Source organism: Klebsiella michiganensis (genome assembly GCF_015139575.1).
In the GTDB taxonomy this organism is placed as follows: domain Bacteria; phylum Pseudomonadota; class Gammaproteobacteria; order Enterobacterales; family Enterobacteriaceae; genus Klebsiella; species Klebsiella michiganensis.
Window position 1 is genome coordinate 803,584 of sequence record NZ_AP022547.1, and the last position, 23,847, is coordinate 827,430.

At 56.1% G+C, this 23,847-nt stretch carries 26 protein-coding genes; 9 read left to right on the forward strand and 17 right to left on the reverse strand.

The features are described from left to right. Nucleotides 1-7 precede the first annotated feature (7 nt). Genes yggU through JLG71_RS03880 form a run of 3 tightly spaced genes read right to left on the reverse strand, consistent with a single transcriptional unit; the run spans nucleotide 8 to nucleotide 1,583 of the window. A complete protein-coding gene (gene yggU / locus JLG71_RS03870) occupies nucleotides 8-298 on the reverse strand; it encodes a DUF167 family protein YggU (protein ID WP_004854155.1) in 291 nt (96 codons plus the stop codon). Continuing rightward, nucleotides 295-861 (reverse strand): YggT family protein, encoded by a 567-nt coding sequence (locus JLG71_RS03875; protein WP_004105714.1) that lies wholly within the window; start codon nucleotides 859-861, stop codon nucleotides 295-297. Before JLG71_RS03875 ends, yggU begins: the two co-directional genes overlap by 4 nt. Nucleotides 862-878: 17 nt before the next feature. Beyond that, the gene (locus JLG71_RS03880; protein WP_046877685.1) at nucleotides 879-1,583 is read right to left on the reverse strand and encodes a YggS family pyridoxal phosphate-dependent enzyme; all 705 of its coding nucleotides are present in this window, start codon (nucleotides 1,581-1,583) and stop codon (nucleotides 879-881) included. 16 nt (nucleotides 1,584-1,599) lie between these two features. Here JLG71_RS03880 and JLG71_RS03885 point away from each other — a divergent pair, with 16 nt between their 5' ends. Continuing rightward, complete coding sequence (locus JLG71_RS03885; RefSeq protein ID WP_025105940.1) at nucleotides 1,600-2,580, forward strand: type IV pilus twitching motility protein PilT; 981 nt, start codon at nucleotides 1,600-1,602, stop codon at nucleotides 2,578-2,580. A gap of 348 nt (nucleotides 2,581-2,928) precedes the next feature. Next, a complete protein-coding gene (locus JLG71_RS03890; RefSeq protein ID WP_014226837.1) occupies nucleotides 2,929-3,582 on the forward strand; it encodes a LuxR C-terminal-related transcriptional regulator in 654 nt (217 codons plus the stop codon). 55 nt (nucleotides 3,583-3,637) lie between these two features. On the opposite strand, the gene ruvX is transcribed toward JLG71_RS03890, so the two are convergent. The 8 genes from ruvX to metK form a co-directional block, all read right to left on the reverse strand. Continuing rightward, the gene (gene ruvX / locus JLG71_RS03895; protein ID WP_014226836.1) at nucleotides 3,638-4,054 is read right to left on the reverse strand and encodes a Holliday junction resolvase RuvX; all 417 of its coding nucleotides are present in this window, start codon (nucleotides 4,052-4,054) and stop codon (nucleotides 3,638-3,640) included. Further along, on the reverse strand, nucleotides 4,054-4,617 hold the full coding sequence (locus tag JLG71_RS03900; RefSeq protein WP_014226835.1) for a YqgE/AlgH family protein: 564 nt from the start codon (nucleotides 4,615-4,617) through the stop codon (nucleotides 4,054-4,056). Before JLG71_RS03900 ends, ruvX begins: the two co-directional genes overlap by 1 nt. Before the next feature lie 176 nt (nucleotides 4,618-4,793). After that, nucleotides 4,794-5,741, reverse strand: a complete 948-nt coding sequence (gene gshB / locus JLG71_RS03905; RefSeq protein ID WP_014226834.1) for a glutathione synthase — start codon at nucleotides 5,739-5,741, stop codon at nucleotides 4,794-4,796. Nucleotides 5,742-5,761: 20 nt separating this feature from the next. After that, a complete protein-coding gene (gene rsmE / locus JLG71_RS03910) occupies nucleotides 5,762-6,493 on the reverse strand; it encodes a 16S rRNA (uracil(1498)-N(3))-methyltransferase (protein WP_049084511.1) in 732 nt (243 codons plus the stop codon). A 91-nt stretch (nucleotides 6,494-6,584) separates the two neighbouring features. Further along, entirely contained in the window at nucleotides 6,585-7,292 is a 708-nt protein-coding gene (gene endA, locus JLG71_RS03915; protein WP_014226832.1) for a deoxyribonuclease I, read from the reverse strand. Nucleotides 7,293-7,386: 94 nt separating this feature from the next. Then, the gene (locus tag JLG71_RS03920; protein ID WP_024274713.1) at nucleotides 7,387-7,887 is read right to left on the reverse strand and encodes a SprT family zinc-dependent metalloprotease; all 501 of its coding nucleotides are present in this window, start codon (nucleotides 7,885-7,887) and stop codon (nucleotides 7,387-7,389) included. Nucleotides 7,888-7,962: 75 nt separating this feature from the next. Further along, nucleotides 7,963-9,357: a sugar porter family MFS transporter gene (locus JLG71_RS03925; protein WP_004854145.1), complete on the reverse strand. Its 1,395-nt coding sequence runs from the start codon at nucleotides 9,355-9,357 to the stop codon at nucleotides 7,963-7,965. 378 nt (nucleotides 9,358-9,735) lie between these two features. Beyond that, on the reverse strand, nucleotides 9,736-10,890 hold the full coding sequence (metK, locus tag JLG71_RS03930) for a methionine adenosyltransferase (protein ID WP_014226830.1): 1,155 nt from the start codon (nucleotides 10,888-10,890) through the stop codon (nucleotides 9,736-9,738). Nucleotides 10,891-11,357: 467 nt separating this feature from the next. Here metK and JLG71_RS03940 point away from each other — a divergent pair, with 467 nt between their 5' ends. From JLG71_RS03940 to speB, 4 genes are all read left to right on the forward strand, one after another. Beyond that, a complete protein-coding gene (locus JLG71_RS03940; RefSeq protein ID WP_155774231.1) occupies nucleotides 11,358-11,507 on the forward strand; it encodes a hypothetical protein in 150 nt (49 codons plus the stop codon). An 85-nt stretch (nucleotides 11,508-11,592) separates the two neighbouring features. Then, nucleotides 11,593-11,724 carry an acid stress response protein YqgB gene (yqgB, locus tag JLG71_RS03945; protein WP_075210876.1) on the forward strand — a complete coding sequence of 44 codons (132 nt, stop codon included), beginning with the start codon at nucleotides 11,593-11,595 and terminating at the stop codon, nucleotides 11,722-11,724. 8 nt (nucleotides 11,725-11,732) lie between these two features. Next, nucleotides 11,733-13,709, forward strand: a complete 1,977-nt coding sequence (speA, locus tag JLG71_RS03950; protein ID WP_004854144.1) for a biosynthetic arginine decarboxylase — start codon at nucleotides 11,733-11,735, stop codon at nucleotides 13,707-13,709. A 211-nt stretch (nucleotides 13,710-13,920) separates the two neighbouring features. Next, nucleotides 13,921-14,841 (forward strand): agmatinase, encoded by a 921-nt coding sequence (speB, locus tag JLG71_RS03955; protein WP_004105690.1) that lies wholly within the window; start codon nucleotides 13,921-13,923, stop codon nucleotides 14,839-14,841. 167 nt (nucleotides 14,842-15,008) lie between these two features. Here speB and loiP read toward each other — a convergent pair whose 3' ends face one another. Beyond that, nucleotides 15,009-15,767: a metalloprotease LoiP gene (gene loiP / locus JLG71_RS03960; RefSeq protein WP_032692845.1), complete on the reverse strand. Its 759-nt coding sequence runs from the start codon at nucleotides 15,765-15,767 to the stop codon at nucleotides 15,009-15,011. A gap of 279 nt (nucleotides 15,768-16,046) precedes the next feature. Between loiP and tkt the strand changes: the two genes are divergently transcribed. Beyond that, entirely contained in the window at nucleotides 16,047-18,038 is a 1,992-nt protein-coding gene (gene tkt, locus JLG71_RS03965) for a transketolase (protein ID WP_004854129.1), read from the forward strand. Nucleotides 18,039-18,167: 129 nt separating this feature from the next. On the opposite strand, the gene JLG71_RS03970 is transcribed toward tkt, so the two are convergent. The 5 genes from JLG71_RS03970 to JLG71_RS03990 are packed head-to-tail and all read right to left on the reverse strand — an operon-like array spanning nucleotide 18,168 to nucleotide 21,217. Continuing rightward, a complete protein-coding gene (locus JLG71_RS03970; RefSeq protein ID WP_014226824.1) occupies nucleotides 18,168-18,824 on the reverse strand; it encodes an ABC transporter ATP-binding protein in 657 nt (218 codons plus the stop codon). Beyond that, on the reverse strand, nucleotides 18,818-19,495 hold the full coding sequence (locus tag JLG71_RS03975; protein WP_200913981.1) for an ABC transporter ATP-binding protein: 678 nt from the start codon (nucleotides 19,493-19,495) through the stop codon (nucleotides 18,818-18,820). Before JLG71_RS03975 ends, JLG71_RS03970 begins: the two co-directional genes overlap by 7 nt. After that, entirely contained in the window at nucleotides 19,483-20,190 is a 708-nt protein-coding gene (locus JLG71_RS03980) for an energy-coupling factor transporter transmembrane component T (protein WP_200913982.1), read from the reverse strand. The genes JLG71_RS03975 and JLG71_RS03980 overlap by 13 nt, the downstream gene beginning before the upstream one ends. Then, on the reverse strand, nucleotides 20,190-20,768 hold the full coding sequence (locus JLG71_RS03985; RefSeq protein WP_025105949.1) for an ECF transporter S component: 579 nt from the start codon (nucleotides 20,766-20,768) through the stop codon (nucleotides 20,190-20,192). The genes JLG71_RS03980 and JLG71_RS03985 overlap by 1 nt, the downstream gene beginning before the upstream one ends. 23 nt (nucleotides 20,769-20,791) lie before the next feature. Then, the gene (locus JLG71_RS03990; protein ID WP_048260411.1) at nucleotides 20,792-21,217 is read right to left on the reverse strand and encodes a PPC domain-containing DNA-binding protein; all 426 of its coding nucleotides are present in this window, start codon (nucleotides 21,215-21,217) and stop codon (nucleotides 20,792-20,794) included. Between the two features lie 376 nt (nucleotides 21,218-21,593). On the opposite strand from JLG71_RS03990, the gene epd reads away from it, so the two are divergent. After that, complete coding sequence (epd, locus tag JLG71_RS03995) at nucleotides 21,594-22,613, forward strand: erythrose-4-phosphate dehydrogenase (protein WP_014226819.1); 1,020 nt, start codon at nucleotides 21,594-21,596, stop codon at nucleotides 22,611-22,613. A gap of 51 nt (nucleotides 22,614-22,664) precedes the next feature. Beyond that, nucleotides 22,665-23,828 carry a phosphoglycerate kinase gene (gene pgk, locus JLG71_RS04000; protein ID WP_004125049.1) on the forward strand — a complete coding sequence of 388 codons (1,164 nt, stop codon included), beginning with the start codon at nucleotides 22,665-22,667 and terminating at the stop codon, nucleotides 23,826-23,828. Nucleotides 23,829-23,847 lie beyond the last annotated feature (19 nt).

Below are 23,847 nucleotides of genomic sequence, written 5' to 3' on the forward strand. Positions count from 1 at the left end.
ATCCTGTTTATTCTTTCAGGGCGGCGACCCCATCGGGGATCTGCTGCGGATGAATGATTTTTATCTGTTTGTGGCGGCCCAGTTCGCCTTTCTCAATAAGCACCTGGCTTTTCGCTACGCGAAACTGTTTGGCGAGGAATTTTACCAGATGGGCGTTGGCCTGGCCGTCAACGGGAGGCGCGGTAATGGCGACTTTAAGCTCGTCGCCATGTAAACCAACGATGCTGTCGCGGCTGGCCTTAGGCTGAATATACAGCCGTAAGACCAACCCATCAGCGCAGGCTTCGACGGCACTCATAGCGCCATCCACAGCCCCGGAAGCAGAACGTTGCCGGTAGCCTGCAACAGTTCGGCGATACCCATGTTGATCACGTACAGCAGCAGAACCAGCACCATCGGCGAGAAATCAATGCCGCCCATCGATGGCAGCAGTCTGCGGATCGGACGCAGCAGCGGATCGGCCAACTGCATCAGGACATATTCCACCGGGCTGCGTCCCTGGCTTACCCAGCTCATGATTGCCATGAGCAGGAGAACCCAGAAAATCAGCGAGCCGACGGTTTTAATGAGGATCAGCAGCGCGGAGATCCAGATAATCGGCTGGAAGGTGACGACCATAAACAGCACGATAGCTTTCACGACGCAGAGAATAAAGGCGACCAGCAGGGAGGCGCTGTCGAGCGGCCCCATCGCCGGGATAATGCGGCGCAGCGGCCCAACGACAGGCTGCGTAGCCTTGACCACGAACTGCGAAAACGGGTTATAAAAGTCGCAGCGCGCCCACTGCATCCAGACGCGTAACAACACGACCATTGTGTAAAGCTCAATGACCGTTGAGAGCAGGAAAGTCAACGTCTTCATGGCGTTCCTCAGATTCCTTATTTTTTGCTGTAGTCGCGCGCGCCGAAAATTGCGGTTCCGATGCGCACCATAGTGCTTCCCGCCGCGATGGCGGCTTCCATATCATCCGACATTCCCAGCGACAACGTATCGACGGTAGGGTAGTGCGTTTTTAGCCGCGCAAATGCTACCGCCATTTGTTGGGCGACGGCAAACTGCCTTACATATTCTGACTCTGGCGCGGGAATGGCCATTAAACCGCGCAGCTGCAGATTCGGCAGTTTCGCGATCTCTGCCGCCAGCGCGTCCAGCTCGTCAACGGGAATGCCCGACTTGCTCTGCTCATCGCTAATATTTATTTGAATCAGTACGTTAAGCGGCGTCATTTGCGCAGGTCGCTGTTCGCTAAGGCGCATGGCGATCTTCAGGCGATCGACGGTATGGCACCAGTCAAAATGCTCGGCCACCAGACGGCTTTTATTGGACTGCAGCGGCCCTATAAAGTGCCACTGTAGCCCGGTTGCGCCCTTTTCCTGAAAGTAGCGGATTTTCTCCACCCCTTCCTGAACATAATTTTCGCCAAACGCGACCTGGCCTGCGGCCATCGCTTCTTCGATAGCGCCCGCAGGTTTCGTTTTACTGACTGCAAGCAATGTAACTTCTTCTGGAGCACGGCCGCAGCGTGCGGCAGCGGCTGAGATTTTGTCCCGGACCTGTGCCAGGTTATGCGCAATATCGTTCATATACCGAGGATGAGTTATGGAACTGGAAGAAATAGTGGCCCTTAGTGTAAAGCATAACGTCTCCGATCTACACCTGTGCAATGCTTCAACACCGCGCTGGCGTCGCCAGGGCAAGCTTGAGCCCGCGCCGTTTACCTCTCCGGATATTGGCAAGATACTCGCTGATTGGCTCAACGCCGAGCAGCTCGCCCAGTGGCAGGCCTGCGGACAGGTCGATTTCGCGCTGGCTCCGGCCGGCGGACCGCGCCTGCGCGCCAGCGCATTTGTCCACAACCGCGGTCTGTCGCTGGCCCTGCGTCTGCTGGCGGAAACCTGTCCGCAGCTGGCGGATCTCGGCGCGCCGGCCGCCTTAACGGAGCTGCTCAATGAGGAGAGCGGGCTTATCCTGGTCACGGGCGCCACCGGTAGCGGGAAATCCACCACCCTGGCGGCGATGGTGGGCTATCTTAATCAGCGCCTCAATGGCCATATCCTGACGCTGGAAGATCCGGTTGAGTTTATTCACCGCAGCGAGCGCTGCCTGATCCAGCAGCGGGAAATCGGTCGCCACTGCCCCTCATTTGCCGCGGCCCTGCGCGCTGCGCTGCGTCAGGATCCGGATGTCATTCTGCTAGGGGAACTGCGTGACAGCGAAACGATCCGCCTGGCATTGACCGCGGCGGAGACCGGACATCTGGTTATGGCGACGCTGCATACGCGCGGCGCGGCACAGGCGGTTGAAAGGCTGGTGGATGTTTTTCCTGCCCATGAGAAAGAGCAGGTTCGTAGCCAGCTGGCGGGAAGTTTATGCGCGGTGCTGGCACAAAAATTGTTTCCGGATACTGCTGGCGGAAGAGTTGCGCTATACGAGCTTTTGGTTAATACCCCGGCGGTGGCGAATTTGATCCGCGAGGGGAAAACGCATCAGCTGCCCGGCGTGATGCAAACCGGGCAGCAATTCGGGATGCAAACTTTTACGCAAAGCTTTCAGCAACGTACGGCTGCGGGTCTTTTATAGCTGCATCTTTTATATTCAGACATCATACCAATGGCTTGTTATGATAATGTTTTATTAATGTTTGGTATCATTATTTTATATTACAAATAAGTACCTAAAATTAAGCCGAATAATGCACGCTATGAAAAACGAATTGACATAAACCTCCCATAACCAGGAAAAAAGTTTGATAATCTTTTGACTCTCTTAAGGCATTCGATTTATGCTGTTTACAGGGATAGGAAAATTCCCATGGAATAATGTTTCAAGGTGTAAGTTTGGTTTGAATTTATAAATACACCAGCGATCGTATTCTTGTTAATTCATTTAACCGCTATGAAGGCGGGAATCAACTAAGGAGAGTTTTAAGTGATTAATTTATCTGAGAATTCGGCTTTTTCTCACCAGGTTACTTTTATTACTCACCCCTCTATTCAAAGCAAAGCATTCGCAACCTGGCTGGCTGAGAAGTTATCTGCATCAGTCGTTCTGCAAAATATTAACAAACCCCTCGCGCAGCGTCTTTTGAAAGATTCTGTAATATTATTTGATATTGCAGTTTCAAATAAAAAGTTGAATAGCGTATGGCGTGATATTATTCGTCTGCAGGCGGATAACCCCCGTTTATTGATTATCAATAGCGCGCAAAAGTATGAGCTCTACGAAATGGCGCAGTGGCCAGCGCTGTACGGCGTTTTCCGTCATGACGATGATGAATCGCGCTTAATTGAGGGCGTTAAGGCTGTGCTGAACGGCGAACAGACGGCTGAATTGAGCGTGATGCACCCGGCGATGTATGCTGCGGATCATGTATCGGCGCCTGCGGAAAATTCACCGCTGACCGAGCGTGAATGTGAAATCCTGAATGAACTTCGCTGCGGGGCGACCAATCTGGATATTGCCCGCGCGCTGTTTATCAGTGAAAACACGGTGCGTACCCATCTGTACAACGTGTTCCGTAAGCTAAGCGTGAAGAACCGGACTCAGGCGGTCAGCTGGGCGAATGAGCATTTGCGCCACTAAAAATGAAATCAGGATGATGGCGCCTGCCGCTGCGGTAGGGCGCCATCATTGATGTTCAGAAACTTTGCTCGAAGTAGCTTTCCAGAATAATGACTGCAGAAGCGGAATCCACGCTGCCTTTATTGAGCGCCCGGAATCCACCGTGTTCGAATAGCCCGGCTCTGGCTTCAACCGTGCTCAGACGTTCATCATGCAGGGTTATTTGCACGCCGAAGCGGCCGTGGATTTTATTCGCGAAGTTGCGTGCGCGCGCGGTGAGGGGCTGTTCCGTACCGTCCATATTCAGCGGCAGGCCGACAATCACGGCTTCGGGCTGCCACTCTTTCAGCAGCTTTTCGATAATATTCCAGTCAGGCTTACCGTCCTGCGCTTTCAACGCGGGAAGGGGGCGGGCAGTGCCTGTGATGCGCTGCCCTACGGCGACGCCAATGCTTTTGGTGCCAAAATCAAAGCCTAAAAAAGTGCCGCTCATTACGCATGCCCCGCTTCGGCTGGCATCGTCACGATATCGATGCCAATGAGCTTCGCAGCATCGCGCCAGCGGTCAGCTATCGGCGTGCTGAACAAAATATTCCGATCGGCCGGCGCGGTGAGCCAGGCGTTATCCAGAATCTCTTGCTCCAGCTGGCCTTTCTCCCAGGAGGCATAGCCCAGCGCAACCAGCACGTTGTCCGGCTGTTTATCCGTACCCAGCGTTTCGAGCACGTCGCGGGAGGTGGTGATCACCGTGTTATCGGAAATACGAATGCTGGAAGAAAAGTCGGAAGGCGGCGAATGCAGTATAAAACCCCGATCCTCGGCCAGCGGGCCGCCAACCATCACCGGTTTATCCAGGCGAATCTCGGGATTGCGCGGTTCAGGCGTGATTTTTAACTTCTCCAGGATCCCTTCAACCTGCAGATTTTCCATCGGCTTATTGATGATGATGCCCATGGCACCGTCATCGTTATACTCGCAGATATAGACTACGGAGCGACGGAACATCGGGTCCTGGAGAGCAGGCATGGCAATTAGAAAGTGATGCTGTAAATTCATTGTCAGAGGTTCTGTTCCTGGTTCAAAAAAGCAGCACCCAGTATGCGGGTAAAGCAAGGGAGTGTCGATTCACTTTATCTTGCAGGCTCAAGGCGCGTTGTCGGTATGAACCTGAGCGTGAATCTCCTGAGCTGGCTCCAGGCTACAGGCGCTGGCCTGTAGCCTGAATAAGCGCTTTATTTATTGAGGCGCTTCTCGATGGCATCCATCAGCATCCCGGTAATGGAAATCGGGAAGGCGGCTTCGATTTCACGTACGCAGGTGGGGCTGGTGACGTTAATCTCCGTCAGGCGATCGCCAATGATATCCAGACCGACGAAGATTAAGCCTTTGGCCTTCAGCGTCGGGCCCACGCGGCGGGCGATAGCCCAGTCGCTTTCGGTCAGCGGGCGCGCTTCGCCACGACCACCGGCCGCAAGGTTACCGCGGGTTTCGCCGCCCTGCGGGATACGGGCCAGGCAGTAAGGAACCGGCTCGCCGTCAACCACCAGCACGCGCTTATCGCCATCTTTAATGGCCGGCAGATAGTTCTGCGCCATGCAGTAGCGGCTGCCCAGCTCGGTTAGCGTCTCGGTAATCACGCCGAGGTTGGGGTCACCCTCTTTAACGCGGAAAATGGAGGTGCCGCCCATACCGTCCAGCGGTTTGAGAATGACATCGCCATGTTTTTCCCAGAAGGCTTTCAACTGGGCTTTATTACGGGTGACCAGCGTTTCCGGAGTCAGCTCGGAGAACCAGGCGGTAAACAGCTTTTCGTTACAGTCGCGCAGGCTCTGCGGCTTATTGACGATCAGCGTGCCTTGCTCTTCGGCGCGTTCGAGGATGTAGGTCGCGTAGATAAACTCGGTATCGAACGGCGGATCTTTACGCATCAGAATGACGTCAAGGTCCGCCAGAGGCAGATCCTGTTCGCCGTTGAACGCGTACCATTTATCGTAGTTCTGCTCGACGCTCAGCTTACGCGTACGGGCGCGGGCTTCGCCGTTGATTAAGTACAGATCGTTCATCTCCATATAATGGAGTTCATAGCCGCGACGCTGCGCCTCCAGCAACATGGCGAAGCTGGTGTCTTTCTTGATGTTGATGGTTGCGATGGGGTCCATCACGATGCCGAGCTTAATCATTGTTCTTCTCCGTTAACGCTTCAACCTAAGTCGCCAAAACGCACCTGCAGGGCGGTAATGGCAGTGAGCGCAGTTGTCTCTGTACGCAGAACGCGCGGTCCCAACAGGATATCAGTAAACCGGTAGCGAGCGGTCATCGCTATCTCTTCTGCCGAAAGCCCGCCTTCCGGGCCAATCAGCAGCCGGATACGTTCGACCGGCAGCGGCAGCGTATTAATGCTGGCGCTGGCGCGAGGGTGCAAATTAAGCTTCAGGCCCTCGTCCTGCTCCGCGCACCAGGCTTCAAGCTGCATGGCGGGGCGGATCTCCGGCACCACGTTGCGGCCGCTTTGCTCGCAGGCGGCAATGGCGATTTTTTGCCACTGCTGGATCTTCTTCTGCAAACGTTCGGCGTCCAGTTTAACGCCACAGCGCTCGGAAAACAGTGGCGTTATGAGGCTTACGCCAAGTTCGATCGATTTCTGGATGGTGAATTCCATTTTTTCGCCGCGGGACATCACCTGGCCTAAATGGATATGCAGCGGGGATTCACGGTTATCCATTTTGCTGCTCTGAACGTCAACCAGAATGTTTTTCTTACCTGCCTCGACAATGACCGCCTCGAAGACCTGATTGCTGCCGTCAAAAAGCTCAATTGTCTGGCCTTTACCCATGCGTAAAACGCGACCGACGTGGTTGGCCGCGTCGTCGGAAAGGGCTATCTGGCTACCCGTGGTAATCGGTTCCGGGTGATGGATGCGAGGAATGCGCATGCTTGATATTCCGTTCTTTGCGCAGATATTCTCCTCCCCCATGGCAGGGGAAGGAGTGAAGCTGCAAATTAACAATTGCCGCTAGTGTAGGTTAGCTCTTTTGCGCCTGGCAAGCCTGCAGGACGTAAGGATTATGGTTGCCCTGAACTTTTGCAATACGCGCGTCGCGTTCGCACTCCCAGGTTGTTACCGGGTACAGCTTATCCCAGGCGGTAAACAGCTGGGTTTGCTGGCGGGAAAGATTGAGCTGGTAGCGGTCGCGCATATAGAAGTAGGTTCTGGCGATAGCGCCCCGGGCACGAGCCGGCGGCTCGGCAACTTTATCTTTAAAATCAACCTTCATCGCGCACTGGCCGTACTGGCCTTCGCCGCCGTTCCACTGGCTGTACATAAAGTTGGCGCGGTCGCCGTTGACCTCGCCGACCGCCGGCTGCAGGTTATGCATGTCGCTTTCCATCTTGCGGTATTCCGGATCTTTAGCGCAGTTTTTGCGCCCGCCGTCCTGCCAGCACTGACGCTGATGGCCAAACTGCCACGCGGGAACCACATGCTCCCACTCGACCCGGCTGGCGCGATTTTCATTTTTACGCACTTTATAGCCACAAGATTCCAGGTCGATAACCCCCTTTTTTCCCTGCCAGTTGATTTTACAGCCGCAGTAGAAATCGCCGGGGGCGTCGGCATTGACCTTGACCCCAGCGGTCTTGGCCTGAGAAAAACTGTTGATTCCTTCCGCTGCAAGCGGGGCGCATACCGCCGCGCTGAGAAACGCGGCAGCAAAAATATGAATACGGGACATCGTTAACTCCGTGTCAAAACGAGCCCGCAACGTATCGAATGTGATTGCCAGACGCAATCAGTCAGATCAGAAAATTTCCAGTTATTTCCGGAGATTACTTTTCCGCCACCAGAACATCTCCGCAGCGCACGCAGCGATAGGTGGCCTCCCCGCGCATCACGCGATTATGGCGGCGGACGGTAAGCTGGTGCTGCTGGCACTGGCAGCGGTAGGGGAAGGTATTTTTACGCACTGAATCGAGTTCGAAACGATGGGTGCGCAGAGCCGGAACGCCCAGCACGCTTTCCATCATCCATTTCCACTCTTTGCCGTGCGGCGCCACGCGGCCAAAGTGCTTCCACACCAGCAGGTGGGCCAGCTCGTGCGGCACGACTTCATCAATAAACGCCTGCTGGTTTTCCAGCAGCAGCACCGGGTTAAGGCGGATTTCATTTTTCTCCAGCCAGGCGGTACCGGCGGAGGTTCCCCGCTGCTGATAAACCAGCACCGGTTCAGGGTAATGTCGTCCCAGCTTGAGGTTCGCTTTGGCAAGATTTTCCCGCAGGCTGCGCATAACGGCCTGTTGGAGGGCAATGGGAATTCGGGGTGTTTTCATAGCGCCAGAGGATAGTGCGGCGGGATGAGGAGAGCAAGAAGAAGCTTCCTCCCGGGAGGGAGGAAGCGGGTTAGTCTAGTCGCGCGCGCCGATTTCGCGCAGCTTACGGCCTTTCATCAGGTTACGTTCGATATGTTCCAGCGAAACGTTTTTGGTTTCCGGGATCAGCCACAGGGTCAGGAAGATGAACAGGATGTTCAGGCCGCCATAGACCCAGAAGGTGTTGGCGCTGCCCAGCGAGTTCAGCATGGTCAGGAAGGTCGCGCCGACGATCATGTTGGCAATCCAGTTGGTGGCCGTTGAGCAGGTGATACCGAAATCACGCCCTTTCAGCGGCTGGATTTCGGAGCACAGCACCCAAATCAGCGGGCCGGCGCTCATCGCAAAGCCAACGATAAACATCAGCAGCATCAGGACGGCAAAGTACTGCGCCGTGGCGGAGTGAATGCCGATATGCATCATGCTGCCCAGTACGCCCATGCCGAGCGCCATAACGATAAAGCCGAGGATCAGCGTCGGCTTACGGCCCCAGCGGTCAACCAGTCCGATGGCGATAAAGGTCGCCAGAACGTTGGTCAGCCCCACGATGACGGTTCCCCACATCTGTTCGGTGGTGTTGGTATAGCCCGCCAGTTCAAAAATCTTCGGCGCGTAGTACATGATGACGTTCATACCGGTGAACTGTTGCATCACCTGCAGCAGGACGCCGAGGAATACCGCACGGCGGAAGTTGCTGTTTTCTTTAAACAGCGACCAGCCGGACTGTTTTACCTTCAGGCTTTCGCGGATCTCATCCAGCTCGCGTTTCGCTTCAGCGCTGGTGTCGCGCAGGCGCAGCAGGACGCGTTCGGCGTCGACAAAGCGGCGCTTAGCGGCAAACCAGCGCGGGCTGTCAGGCAGGAAAACCACGCCAATCAGCAACAGCACCGCCGGGATAATAATCACTCCGAGCATCCAGCGCCAGGCGCCGCTGTAGCTGAATGCCGTATCGGAAAGATAGGCGCCGAGAATACCAATGGTAATCATCAGCTGATACATCGAAATCATGCTGCCGCGGATTTTTTCCGGGGCGATTTCAGACAGATACAGCGGGGCGGTGTAGGAGGCGACGCCCACGGCAAGGCCGAGCAGCACGCGGGAGAGCAGCAGCACTTCCACGTTCGGTGCGGCGGCGGAGAACAGCGAGCCGGCAACGAACAGGATGGCGCCAATCATCAGGCTTTTTTTACGCCCGAGTTTGAAGGAGAGCCAGCCGCTGCCCACCGCGCCGACGGCGGCGCCGAACATCATAGAGCTGACTACCCACTCCTGAGTGTGGGCGCTTATCTGGAACTCGTTGGCAATAAAGGGTAAGGCACCCGCAATAACACCGATATCAAGGCCGAACAGCAGGCCAGCCAGTGCGGCGAGGAAACAGACAAAGAACGTCATCGTCTTGTTGGAACGCCCTTGTTTTTTGTTGTCAGGCATAACGCCCTCCGGTTGAGTTATTGATCTTGTCGATGCGTAGGGTAGGTAAATACGTCGTAAAAAAATGTGATAGTAATCACGGCTGTGTAATCGGTTACACTAGAGTAAAGAAACGTAATGACTATAAACACATTTAAATCAGTATATTAATTAAGTTTAGCTCAAGAAATTAAAAGCGCTAATCGGACTTTACTGAAATATTGTGTAACAAAGTGAGGTCTTATTACATTTTGCATGCAATAACGGAAAAGGTTTGCTCTGCATATGATGTAATCGCTTCCATAATAGGCATGTTGCAGGCGGTATGCCGGGCGGCTGAGGGGCGTAAAATAAAAAGGCCAGCGCGAGGCTGGCCTTGAAAGCGGGGAGAGCGGCGTCTTATTTCAGACCGGACGCTTCGCGCAGCTGGGCCGCTTTGTCGGTTTTTTCCCACGGGAAATGCTCGCGGCCAAAGTGGCCGTATGCCGCCGTCTCTTTGTAGATCGGGTGCAGCAGATCCAGCATCTGAATCAGGCCATACGGACGCAGGTCAAAGAACTCGCGCACCAGCAGGGTCAGCTGCTCAGAAGGCACTTTTTCGGTACCGAAGGTTTCAACCATGATTGAAGTTGGCTCCGCCACGCCGATGGCGTAGGAAACCTGGATTTCGCAACGATCGGCCAGGCCGGCGGCAACGATGTTTTTCGCCACATAGCGCGCCGCGTAGGCCGCAGAACGGTCCACTTTAGACGGATCTTTACCGGAGAACGCGCCGCCGCCGTGACGAGCCATGCCGCCGTAGGTATCAACGATGATTTTACGCCCGGTCAGGCCGCAGTCGCCCATGGGGCCGCCGATAACAAAACGGCCGGTTGGGTTGATAAAGAATTTGGTTGCGCTGTTCAGCCACTCGGTCGGCAGAACCGGTTTGATGATCTCTTCCATCACCGCTTCCTGCAGCGATTTCTGATCGATGCTTTCGGCGTGCTGTGTGGAGAGAACGACCGCATCAATACCAACAACTTTGCCGTCGTCGTACTGGAAGGTGACCTGGCTTTTCGCATCCGGGCGCAGCCACGGCAGGGTGCCGTTTTTACGCACTTCAGCCTGACGCTGCACCAGACGGTGCGCATAGGTGATCGGCGCCGGCATCAGCACGTCTGTTTCGTTAGTGGCGTAGCCAAACATCAGGCCCTGGTCGCCCGCGCCCTGTTCCAGCGGATCGGCACGGTCAACGCCCTGGTTGATGTCCGGAGACTGTTTACCGATGGCGCTCAGCACCGCGCAGGAGTTGGCGTCAAAGCCCATATCGGAATGCACGTAGCCAATTTCGCGGACCGTGTTGCGGGTGATCTCTTCGATATCAACCCATGCGCTGGTGGTGATTTCGCCACCGACCAGAACCATACCGGTTTTGACGTAGGTTTCACATGCTACGCGCGCTTTCGGATCCTGTTCGAGGATCGCATCCAGCACGGCGTCGGAGATTTGGTCAGCAATTTTGTCGGGATGCCCTTCTGATACGGACTCTGACGTAAAGAGGTGTTTTGCCATGTTTTATTTCACCTGTGGACGATTCGGGTAGCTCATACTGTTGTGTAGAATGGCTTTGACGGATGACTCTACCAAAGCTTGCAGGTAGTGACACGAGCAGTCTGAGTGTTAATCAGTATAGATGGATTAACTTCTGGACGGCTATTTTAGGGCAGTTCTTGACCCCATTTCCAGCCTTTTTTGATATTCGTCGCATTTATAGAAAAAGGGCAGTGGCAATTTTTCCTGACAATACCCGGCAACGCGCATATTTTTATTTTGCTTTTTACCCCGCTTCTCGGTATAAAACGCCGCGCGCGGCTCATTAAAACAGCGCACGAGCACTCACCTCGTGACGCCACTTCCAGCCGGGTTAAGCAGTCTCTATTGACAGAGTCCCGCAGCGGCGTTTTCGCTGTCTGTCCGGAACCTATAGCTTTGGCTTGTCGCTGGCCCGACTCGGGGCAGTGTGGAGGTGATACCAGATAATGAACCCACGTTTTTCGCCTGATTCGTCGCGTCGTTCCGTCGCGCGTCACTACTCCTCAATCCGCATCTCTCTCATGCAAACCAGCCGATGTTCTACCCATCTCGGCGCTTCTCAGGATTCCCGGGCCGGCAGGCTGCTGGAAAACTGAACAAGGGCGCTCTTGCGATAGCAAGGGTTTTCTCGTGGTTTCTCCGGACTGTCATACTCCGTTCGGGTACGTGTTTTACGATGATATGAATAAGAAACCGGTCGCTCAGCCGCAAGACCAGCACTATCTACTGGGATTTCGGACTGTTTATGGGTTGTTATCGCTTCTTCGGATTGCGATAGTAGTCAACTGTTTTACACTTGTTACTAAAATTTGAGGTTCGCTATGTCTGACGACATGTCTTTATCTTCGCCTTCGTCAGCAGGCGATCACGGTGTACTACGTTCCATGCAGGAGGTTGCGATGAGCTCCCAGGAAGCCAGCAAGATGCTACGTACTTACAATATTGCCTGGTGGGGTAATAACTACTACGACGTTAACGAACTGGGCCATATTAGCGTCTGCCCGGATCCTGACGTCCCGGAAGCGCGCGTTGACCTTGCCGAGCTGGTGAAAGCGCGTGAAGCTCAGGGGCAGCGCCTGCCTGCGCTGTTCTGCTTCCCGCAGATTTTGCAGCACCGCCTGCGTTCGATTAACGCCGCCTTTAAACGCGCGCGCGAATCTTATGGCTATAACGGTGACTACTTTCTGGTTTATCCGATCAAGGTTAACCAGCATCGCCGCGTGATTGAATCGCTGATCCACTCCGGCGAGCCGCTGGGCCTGGAAGCTGGCTCCAAGGCCGAGCTGATGGCGGTACTGGCGCACGCCGGTATGACCCGCAGCGTGATTGTCTGTAACGGTTATAAAGACCGTGAATATATCCGCCTGGCGCTGGTGGGCGAAAAGATGGGCCACAAGGTCTATCTGGTCATCGAGAAAATGTCCGAAATCGCCATCGTGCTGGAAGAGGCCGAGCGGCTGAACGTGGTGCCGCGTCTCGGCGTGCGCGCGCGTCTGGCTTCGCAGGGCTCCGGTAAGTGGCAGTCCTCCGGCGGCGAAAAATCCAAATTTGGCCTCGCGGCGACCCAGGTTCTGCAGCTGGTTGAAATTCTGCGCTCAGCCGGGCATCTGGACAGCCTGCAGCTGCTGCACTTCCACCTTGGCTCGCAGATGGCCAATATTCGCGATATCGCCACCGGCGTGCGTGAATCGTCGCGTTTCTACGTTGAGCTGCACAAGCTGGGCGTGAATATTCAGTGCTTCGACGTTGGCGGCGGTCTCGGCGTCGACTATGAAGGGACCCGTTCGCAGTCCGACTGCTCGGTGAACTATGGCCTGAACGAATACGCCAACAACATCATCTGGGCGATTGGCGATGCCTGTGAAGAGAACGGCCTGCCGCACCCGACGGTGATCACCGAATCCGGCCGCGCGGTCACGGCGCACCACACCGTGCTGGTATCGAATATTATCGGCGTTGAGCGTAACGAATATACCGAGGCGACCCCGCCCGCGGAAGACGCCGCGCGTCCGCTGCAAAGCATGTGGGAAACCTGGCAGGAGATGCAGGAAACCGGCAATCGCCGCTCGCTGCGCGAATGGCTGCACGACAGCCAGATGGATCTGCACGATATTCATATCGGCTACTCCTCCGGCACCTTTAATCTTCAGGAGCGCGCCTGGGCCGAGCAGCTGTATCTCAATATGTGCCATGAAGTGCAGAAACAGCTCGATCCCAGCAACCGCGCGCATCGCCCAATTATCGACGAACTGCAGGAGCGTATGGCGGATAAGATCTACGTCAACTTCTCCCTGTTCCAGTCGATGCCGGACGCCTGGGGTATCGATCAGCTATTCCCGGTGATGCCGCTGGAAGGGCTGAATATGGTGCCGGAACGCCGCGCGGTGCTGCTGGATATCACCTGCGACTCCGACGGCGCGATTGACCACTATGTGGATGGCGACGGTATTGCGACCACCATGCCGATGCCGGAATACGATCCGGAGAACCCGCCGATGCTGGGCTTCTTTATGGTAGGCGCCTACCAGGAGATCCTCGGCAATATGCACAACCTGTTCGGCGATACGGAAGCCGTCGACGTGTTTGTCTTCCCTGACGGCAGCGTCGAAGTGGAGCTGTCTGATGAAGGGGATACCGTCGCGGATATGCTGCAGTACGTGCAGCTCGATCCGAACACGCTGTTGACCCAGTTCCGCGATCAGGTGAAAAAGACCGATCTCGACGCTGACCTGCAGCAGCAGTTCCTTGAAGAGTTCGAGGCCGGTTTATACGGCTACACTTATCTGGAAGACGAGTGATCTATGCCCTCTCCGTAGCGGAGAGGAAAGAGGGAGAGAGAGGCCTGGTTCGCCACTTGCCAGACTCACTTGAACGCGTAGACATTTACGGCGATAATTCGGCCAACTAAGCAGTAAACTCATTCAAACCCTTCCTCGTCGGGCCTAACGACGCGGAAGGGTTTTTTTATATTTGTATTTCAATACAACGACTGTAAAAGAGGTCATACCCATGAGCACCTTAGGTCATCAATACGATAACTCCCTGGTATCCAACGCATTTGGTTTTCTGCGTCTACCGATGAATTTCATGCCGTACGACAGCGATGCGGACTGGGTCATCACCGGCGTACCGTTTGATATGGCGACCTCCGGACGCGCGGGCGGCCGTCATGGCCCGGCGGCGATCCGCCAGGTGTCGACGAACCTTGCGTGGGAGCACAATCGCTTCCCGTGGAATTTTGACATGCGCGAGCGCCTGAACGTCGTGGACTGCGGCGATCTGGTTTACGCCTTCGGCGACGCGCGTGAAATGAGTGAAAAGCTGCAGGCCCATGCGGAAAAACTGCTGGCGGCAGGGAAACGCATGCTCTCTTTTGGCGGCGACCACTTTGTGACGCTGCCGCTGCTGCGCGCTCATGCGAAGCACTTTGGCAAAATGGCGCTGGTGCATTTCGACGCCCATACCGATACCTACGCCAATGGCTGCGAATTTGACCACGGCACCATGTTCTACACCGCGCCGAACGAAGGCCTGATCGATCCGCATCATTCGGTGCAGATCGGTATCCGTACCGAGTTTGATAAAGACAACGGCTTCACGGTGCTGGATGCGGGCCAGGTCAACGATCGCAGCGTTGACGACGTGATCGCTCAGGTGAAACAGATCGTCGGCGATATGCCGGTGTACCTGACCTTTGATATCGACTGCCTGGATCCGGCGTTTGCCCCGGGTACCGGTACGCCGGTGATCGGCGGGCTGACTTCCGATCGGGCGATCAAGCTGGTGCGCGGCCTGAAGGATCTGAACATCGTCGGCATGGACGTGGTGGAAGTCGCGCCGGCCTACGACCAGTCCGAAATCACCGCCCTGGCGGCGGCGACGCTGGCGCTGGAAATGCTCTACATTCAGGCGGCGAAAAAAGGCGAGTAATTAGGTCGCTCACAGCGTGCGTTTTCCTCGAACGACCTGGAGGCGCAGTGCTTGCACCGGCCTAAGAATAAGTGCAGATTGTGTTGCCGGGTAAGGTGTGAGCCGCTACCCGGCATACCGATAAGCTCCCCCAATTCTGTTTGTTATGCCACTTGGGGAGCCGGGGCTTACTTAATCCCGTCGGCCTTCATGCGATCGCGGATATGCTGAGCGCGGGCTTCCGATGCCGGGTGGTCATCAAACATGGAGCTTTGGCGTCCGGCTTCCAGCTTCGCCAGTTTCTCGAAGCTGGTGGCAAGTCCTGCCGGATTAATGCCGCGCTTGCGCAGCAGATCGTACGAGTAGTCGTCCGCTTCCGATTCCTGACGCTGGGAGAACTGCGAGTTCACCAGCTTCTCGCCCAGATCGCCCAGCTGCGACTGCGACAGGCTGCCGACGATGCCGCCCGCGGAGGCCGCCGCCGCGCGTACCGCGTTGGTGCCCAGCGCTACCTGCATCCCTTTCTTCACGTGGCCCAGCGCGACGTGACCCATTTCGTGGCCGATAACCGCTTCGACTTCATTATCATTCATCAAATCCATCAGTCCGCTGTAAACGCGGATGCAGCCGTTAGCCATGGCGAAGGCGTTAACGTCTTTAGTTTGATACACCTTGTAGTTCACCGGCTGGCCGTTGATGTTGTCCCCCAGCGCGGCGGCGATTTTACTCAGGCGTTTGCTGTATTCACTGCTGGCAGGCGCGATAGTCGCTTTCGCATCCATCTCCTGACAGGCTTTGTCGCTTAAGGTTTTCACCTGCTCGTCGCTAAGCGAATAAGCCTGGAAAGCCTCTGCGCCGGAGCTAAGCAGGCCGTTGGAATCCATGTTCTGGCATCCGGTAAGCGTGGCTGCGATCCCAAGGGCAAGAAGAGCTGAGCGAATTTTCATTTTTTTATCTTCCACAATCTTATGGTTATTTATCCGAAAAAACGGCGATGGCTGCCTGCCGTATCCTGTGCAAATTATAAATACTATATGAGAATGCGGGCGAGAGGATTACGCCGTAGCACAACGTGTTCCAGAGATTTCTTAAACGGCAAAAGGATGCTCCATGTACATGCTTTGCCGCTTAGGTTACATTGTTCACACTTTTTTCCGGCGTAGCCCAAAACGCGCTGTCGTCAAGTCGTTGCGGGCATGGCCTTCATTATCCGATCTGGAGTCAAAATGTCCTCACGTAAAGAGCTTGCTAACGCTATTCGTGCGCTGAGCATGGACGCAGTACAGAAAGCCAAATCCGGTCACCCGGGTGCCCCGATGGGTATGGCTGACATTGCCGAAGTCCTGTGGCGTGATTTCCTGAATCATAACCCGCAGAACCCGTCCTGGGCCGACCGCGACCGTTTTGTCCTGTCCAACGGCCACGGTTCCATGCTGATTTACAGCCTGCTGCACCTCACCGGTTATGATCTGCCGATTGAAGAGCTGAAGAACTTCCGTCAGCTGCACTCTAAAACCCCGGGTCACCCGGAAGTCGGCTACACCGCGGGCGTGGAAACCACCACCGGTCCGCTGGGGCAGGGTATTGCGAATGCGGTTGGTATGGCCATCGCGGAGAAAACTCTGGCGGCGCAGTTCAACCGCCCGGGCCACGACATTGTTGACCACTTCACCTACGCGTTCATGGGCGACGGCTGCATGATGGAAGGTATCTCTCACGAGGTATGCTCCCTGGCCGGTACCCTGAAACTGGGCAAGCTGGTGGCGTTCTATGACGACAACGGCATCTCTATCGACGGTCACGTGGAAGGCTGGTTCACCGATGACACCGCGAAGCGTTTTGAAGCCTACGGCTGGCACGTGGTGCGCGGCGTTGACGGTCACGATGCTGACTCGATTAAACGCGCGGTAGAAGAAGCGCGTGCGGTCACCGACAAACCGTCCCTGCTGATGTGCAAAACCATCATCGGTTTCGGTTCGCCGAACAAAGCCGGTACCCACGACTCCCACGGCGCGCCGCTGGGCGACGCGGAAATCGCGCTGACCCGCGAAGCGCTCGGCTGGAAACACCCGGCGTTTGAAATCCCGTCTGAAATCTATGCCCAGTGGGATGCCAAAGAAGCAGGCCAGGCGAAAGAGTCCGCGTGGAACGAGAAATTCGCCGCCTACGCCAAAGCCTTCCCGCAGGAAGCTGCCGAGTTTACCCGCCGTATGAAAGGCGAGATGCCGGCTGATTTCGACGCGAAAGCGAACGAATTCATCGCGAAGCTGCAGGCTAACCCGGCGAAAATCGCCAGCCGTAAAGCATCCCAGAACGCCATTGAAGCTTTCGGCCCGCTGCTGCCTGAGTTCCTCGGCGGCTCTGCTGACCTGGCGCCAAGTAACCTGACCCTGTGGTCCGGCTCTAAGGCCATCAACGAAGACACTGCCGGTAACTATATCCACTACGGCGTGCGTGAATTCGGTATGACCGCGATTGCCAACGGCATCGCCCTGCACGGTGGTTTCCTGCCGTACACCTCCACCTTCCTGATGTTCGTCGAGTACGCGCGTAACGCGGTACGTATGGCGGCGCTGATGAAACAGCGTCAGGTGATGGTCTACACCCACGACTCCATCGGTCTGGGCGAAGACGGCCCGACGCACCAGCCGGTTGAGCAGGTGGCTTCCCTGCGCGTCACGCCGAACATGTCCACATGGCGTCCGTGCGACCAGGTGGAATCCGCCATCGCGTGGAAATACGGCGTAGAGCGTCAGGACGGCCCGACCGCGCTGATCCTCTCCCGTCAGAACCTGGCGCAGCAGGAGCGTACCGAAGAGCAGCTGGCGAACGTCGCCCGCGGCGGCTACGTGCTGAAAGACTGCGCGGGACAGCCGGAGCTGATCTTCATCGCCACCGGTTCTGAAGTGGAGCTGGCGGTTGCCGCTTACGAAAAACTGACTGCCGAAGGCGTGAAGGCGCGCGTGGTTTCCATGCCGTCCACCGACGCGTTCGACAAGCAGGATGCCGCTTACCGTGAAGCCGTGCTGCCGAAAGCCGTCTCTGCGCGCGTGGCCATCGAAGCGGGTATCGCCGACTACTGGTTCAAATACGTGGGCCTGAACGGCGCGATCGTTGGCATGACCACCTTCGGTGAGTCTGCGCCGGCGGAGCAGCTGTTTGAAGAGTTTGGCTTCACCGTGGATAACGTGGTCGCGAAAGCGAAAGCGCTGCTGTAGTTCTTTTACCGCCTCCGGGCTACGGGCCAGCGCGGTCGGGTAGCCCGGGAAGGTGCGCAGCACCGCCTCCGGGTAAAAACTCTGGCTGCCACCGTAAAAAACGGGTCGCTCTGGCGGCCCGTTTCTTTTTCAGACCATCCTCAGCACTCTGCCTTTTTCCAGAAGCACCCGGCGGGAAAAGTGCCGCCGTGTAAACGCCTCATCGTGGCTGATGGCCACTACGCTGGTCCCTCTTTTGCGGCAAACCGCCAGCCACGCTTCAAATATTGCCAGCCAGTGCTGGTCAAAATCGCGGCTGGGTTCGTCAAGCAGCAGTATTTCTGGCGCCATGGCTTCCAGAGAGGCGACGGCGACCATCCTGCGTTGGGCGGTATGTAAATCCAGCGGATGCGCGTCGGCTACGCTCTCCAGCCGGCATAATTTCAGCGCCGCCGCGGTGCGTTGCGCAACCTCCGCAGAAGGCAATTTCTGGAGCCGCAGCCCAAAGGCGACCTCTTCCGCGACTTTGCTGTGGAAGAGCTGGTTTTCGGCCTCCTGAAACAGCACGCCGATGATATTGGCGCGTTGACGATTTTTGTATTGCGCAATCGGCTTATCCAGCAAATTGACGCTACCGGACGTGGCGGGTAGCAGTCCGGCCATCACCCGCAGCAGGGTGGATTTCCCCGCGCCGTTATCGCCGGTGAGCGCCAGCCATTCCCCCTGGCCGAGCGCCAGCGAGATATTTTGCAAACAGTCAGCCGTCGCGCCGGGCCAGCGCCAGGTCACCTGATTCAATGTTAGCATAGCGGGGAAAGCGCTCCATCGTGCAGTCGCCATCCCTGCTGACACCAGGCAAGAAAAGGCGAAGGGGGGCGTTCAAAAAGGATAATCAATGAACGCTGCGCCAGCGCCCAGTGCCCCAGGCGCTCCAGAAGCATAGCGCTTGCCTGCGCCGTCAGGCGGCTAAAGGCTTCGTCAAGGATCAGTAGCGTTGGCCGCATAGCCAGCGCGCAGGCGATCGCCACGCGCTGGGTTTCTCCCCCGGATAGGGTGGAGGGGTGGCGATGTCGTAACGCCTGGCACGCCGTCAGCGTCAGCGCTTCGTCAATACGGCGCATAATCTCCTCTTCGCTGAGGCAGAGATTTTCAGGGCCAAAAGCGACCTCTTCTTCGACGCTGAAGGTACAGCCGGAAAGCTGGAGATAGGGTGATTGCTGGACCAGCTGGATGGTCTGCGCCCGTTCGACCAGCGATTGCTGCCCGATGGGGATACCAAGCAGGGTGCCTTTACCTTCGATATCGCCGGGCAGAAAATCCGGATACCAGCCCGCCATAATCTGCGCCAGAGTGCTTTTCCCGCTGCCGCTATCGCCAAAAATCGCCACAATGCCGGGCTGCGAATAATGAAAATCAAAGCATGCCGCAGATCGCACCGCCTGGGTCGGGTGATAGCGGAATTGTTCTAACGTAACCATAGCCAGGCTCCAGCTTCAGCGACCATCGCCAGCAGCATGCCGTAACGCGCCAGACGTTGTAAGGCGCTGTCTTTCGGCGCCCAAAGCGTGGTGCGCCGACGATGTAAACGAAATGCCCGCATATCCAGAGCCGCTCCGCGTATCGCCAGATCGTTAAGCGCGTTGTGGGTCAGAGGGATAATGAGCGCAGGCATAGCGCGCAGCCGCTGATAGCCGTTCTCGTCCAGCGGTACGCCGCGGGCGCGTTGGGCTTCGTGGATAATCGTCAGCTGGCGCTTTAGCTGTTCGACAACCAGCAGCGGGCCAGCGAACAGATAAGCGACGCCCGGCGGCAGGCGTGAAGCAAACAGGGCGCGAATAAAGCGCTGTACCGGTACGTACTCCATCCACAGCTGTGACGTTGAAACAATCGCCAGAATTTTCAGCCACAGCGTGATGGCGCTGGCCCAGCGCTGCGGGTCGCGGGGTTGGCCGCTCAGCCACTGGGTAAACCAGCCGCCGTGCACCAGCCACAGGCCAATGCCCAGCGAGAAGAGGAGCCAGGCAACGTATTTTGCCCGCCGCCGCGTCGCCCTGAACAGCAGCAAGCTGAGAAACGCCGCTGCGCTATAAACCGGCAGCGCCGTCTCTGCGGGCAGCAGCAGCGTAGTCGCCGCCGCCAGCGCCCAGAGGGTTAATGACGTAAAAGGGTGCATTAGCGTACGGCAGACATCGCAGGAAACTGACGCAGCGTGCGCAGCGGCAGCTGGCGCAGCAGGATCCAGACGATAATCGCGGTAAGGATTTTATCCACCAGATTAGCGCCTAAGACGGTAATCGCCACCGATTCCAGCAGATTCTGACCTGCCGAATGGATCCAGGCGACGAACAGATCCGCGCCGCTGCCCGTCACGCCGCCGAACAGCGCCGTACGCAGCGGTACGGCGACCGCGGTCACGGCGAGGGTAATGACAACGCCGCTAATGACCACCTTCGGTAAGGTGCGGAACCATCCCGCGCGCGCCAGCCATCCGGCGACCAGACCAATCACCATCGCCACCGGCGCAAAGGCGGCGGCAATCGGATCGGTCAGCAGCCCCCACAGGAGGTTGGTCAGTAACCCGGTCAACATGCCAATGACCGGGCCGAGTAAAACCGCGCTGATTAAGGTGCCGATCGAATCGAGAAAGATGGGAAGCTTTAACAGACTGATGAGCTGTCCGCCGATCATATTGATGGCGACGGCGATCGCAATCAGCACCAGGGACTGGCTGGTAAATTGGCGACGAACCATAGAAACCTCTTTAAGGGGAAAAGTTATCGGGATGAAATGACCAGTTCGTCATAGCCGGAAACCGCGCACGGCTGACGGCTAAACGCCAGGGAGGTCAGTTCGCCTATCACCAGCTCAAGGGTGGTGCGGACGGTACAGCCGGGCATCATATGGCCGCCGAGCATGGCGCCTTGCGGATCGGATATCGCTAAATGGAGATGTTCACCTTGCCATTCCAGCGTGCCGTTCAGGGAGATAACCTCATAGGTTCCGGTCAATAAAGTGGTCTCATCCTGGCCGGCAAAACGTAATGCCGCATCGCTTAAGCTGCCGGTACAGCCGGCTATCCAGGCGGCCTGAATCTGTTGCTCTTGTATGAAGGCGCGCAGGCGTGAAAAAACTTCATCGCCCGGAAGTAAGCGAAGCGCATAGTAACGAGCCGCAGAGGGCTGCAAGTGGGGGATTGTCATTTTTTCGAGGGACTCCGAGACTCGGACGTAACGGTCATCATATCGCCGCTGTACGGTATAGTTTCTGATATAAATCAGTGTTTGCCGCCCGGCAACGAAAAGATTTTGCTACGCTTATTCGTCATTGTGGAATAGGGAATAAATTCCGCGGCAGAGAGGGTAAAAGTGTGATGTAAGTCAGATAAATGGTTTCTCCGGCTGGACAATCATTCCTTTTATTCCTTGTTTGGCTTATTCTAGCTGAAGCGTTTCAGTCGTCTAAATGTTCGACAATTAATCAATCAGTCGCAGTTTGCGACAGGTAAGGTTTCCCTTAGAGCGTTGCTGCATTACTCTGTCAGCCACCTCATATCATGGATAGCCTTGCAGGAGACCTATGACCATACGCATTGCGATTAATGGCTTCGGTCGCATCGGGCGTAACGTGGTTCGTGCTTTGTATGAATCCGGGCGTCGTGCGGAAATTACCGTGGTGGCAATCAATGAACTGGCGGATGCTGCCGGCATCGCGCATTTATTGAAATATGACACCAGCCATGGGCGCTTTGCCTGGGATGTACGTCAGGAGAGAGAGCAGCTGTTTGTTGGCGACGATGCCATTCGTCTTCTGCATGAATCTTCCCTTGAGGCGTTGCCCTGGCGGGAACTGGCGGTTGATGTGGTGCTTGACTGTACCGGCGTTTACGGCAGCCGCGAGCATGGCGAAGCCCATCTTCAAGCCGGCGCCAGAAAAGTGCTTTTTTCACACCCTGGCGGCAACGACCTCGACGCGACGATCGTTTTTGGCGTAAACCATGCTGAGCTCAGAACCGAGCACCGTATCGTCTCCAACGCCTCCTGCACCACCAACTGCATTATTCCGGTCATTAAGCTGTTAGATGATGCCTACGGCATAGAGTCAGGAACGGTAACCACGATCCACTCATCAATGAACGATCAGCAGGTCATTGATTCCTGGCATCCGGATTTACGCAGGACGCGAGCGGCCAGCCAATCAATCATCCCGGTTGATACTAAGCTTGCTGCGGGGATCACGCGTTTTTTCCCTCAGTTTAACGATCGCTTTGAAGCGATCGCGGTTCGTGTACCGACGATTAATGTGACGGCGATCGACCTTAGCGTAACGGTGAAAAAACCGGTAAAAGCAAGTGAAGTCAACCAGTTGCTGCAAAAAGCAGCACTGGGTGCATTTCATGGTATAGTTGACTATACGGAATTGCCGTTAGTCTCGATAGATTTCAACCACGATCCCCATAGCGCCATTGTCGATGGCACACAAACGCGGGTAAGTGGCGCGCATTTGATCAAAACGCTGGTCTGGTGCGATAACGAATGGGGCTTTGCTAACCGGATGCTCGACACCACGTTAGCGATGGCCGCACAAGGTTTCAGGTAAGGCGCTCAGGCGCCTGCAAAACTTTATCAAGAATCAACGAGAGGATTCACCATGTCTGTAATTAAGATGACCGATCTGGATCTGGCTGGTAAACGCGTTTTTATCCGTGCGGATCTGAACGTACCGGTTAAAGAAGGGAAAGTAACCAGCGACGCGCGTATCCGTGCTTCTCTGCCGACCATCGAACTGGCCCTGAAACAGGGTGCGAAAGTGATGGTCACTTCCCACTTGGGTCGTCCTACCGAAGGCGAGTACAACGAAGAATTCTCTCTGCTGCCGGTTGTTAACTATCTGAAAGACAAACTGTCTAACCCGGTACGTCTGGTTAAAGATTACCTGGACGGCGTTGAAGTCGCTGCCGGTGAGCTGGTGGTTCTGGAAAACGTTCGCTTTAACAAAGGCGAGAAGAAAGACGACGAAGCGCTGTCGAAAAAATACGCTGCGCTGTGCGATGTATTCGTCATGGACGCGTTCGGTACCGCTCACCGCGCGCAGGCTTCTACTCACGGTATCGGCAAATTCGCTGACGTCGCTTGCGCAGGCCCGCTGCTGGCCGCTGAGCTGGACGCCCTGGGTAAAGCGCTGAAAGAACCGGCTCGTCCGATGGTCGCTATCGTGGGTGGTTCTAAAGTTTCTACCAAACTGACCGTTCTGGACTCCCTGTCTAAAATCGCTGACCAGCTGATCGTCGGCGGCGGCATCGCCAACACCTTCGTTGCCGCTCAGGGCCACAACGTCGGTAAGTCCCTGTACGAAGCCGATCTGGTTGACGAAGCGAAACGCCTGCTGACTACCTGCGATATCCCGGTTCCGACTGACGTTCGCGTGGCAACCGAGTTCTCTGAAACCGCAACCGCTACCCTGAAATCTGTTAACGACATCAAAGATGAAGAGCAGATTCTGGACCTGGGCGATGCTTCCGCAGAGAAACTGGCTGAAATCCTGAAAAACGCGAAAACCATCCTGTGGAACGGCCCGGTCGGCGTGTTCGAATTCCCGAACTTCCGCAAAGGTACTGAAATCGTGGCTAACGCCATCGCAGACAGCGAAGCGTTCTCCATCGCAGGCGGCGGCGACACCCTGGCAGCAATCGACCTGTTCGGTATTGCTGACAAAATCTCCTACATCTCCACCGGCGGCGGCGCATTCCTCGAATTCGTGGAAGGTAAAGTTCTGCCGGCAGTAGCCATGCTCGAAGAGCGCGCTAAGCAGTAATTCAGTTCAGGCGGGGAGA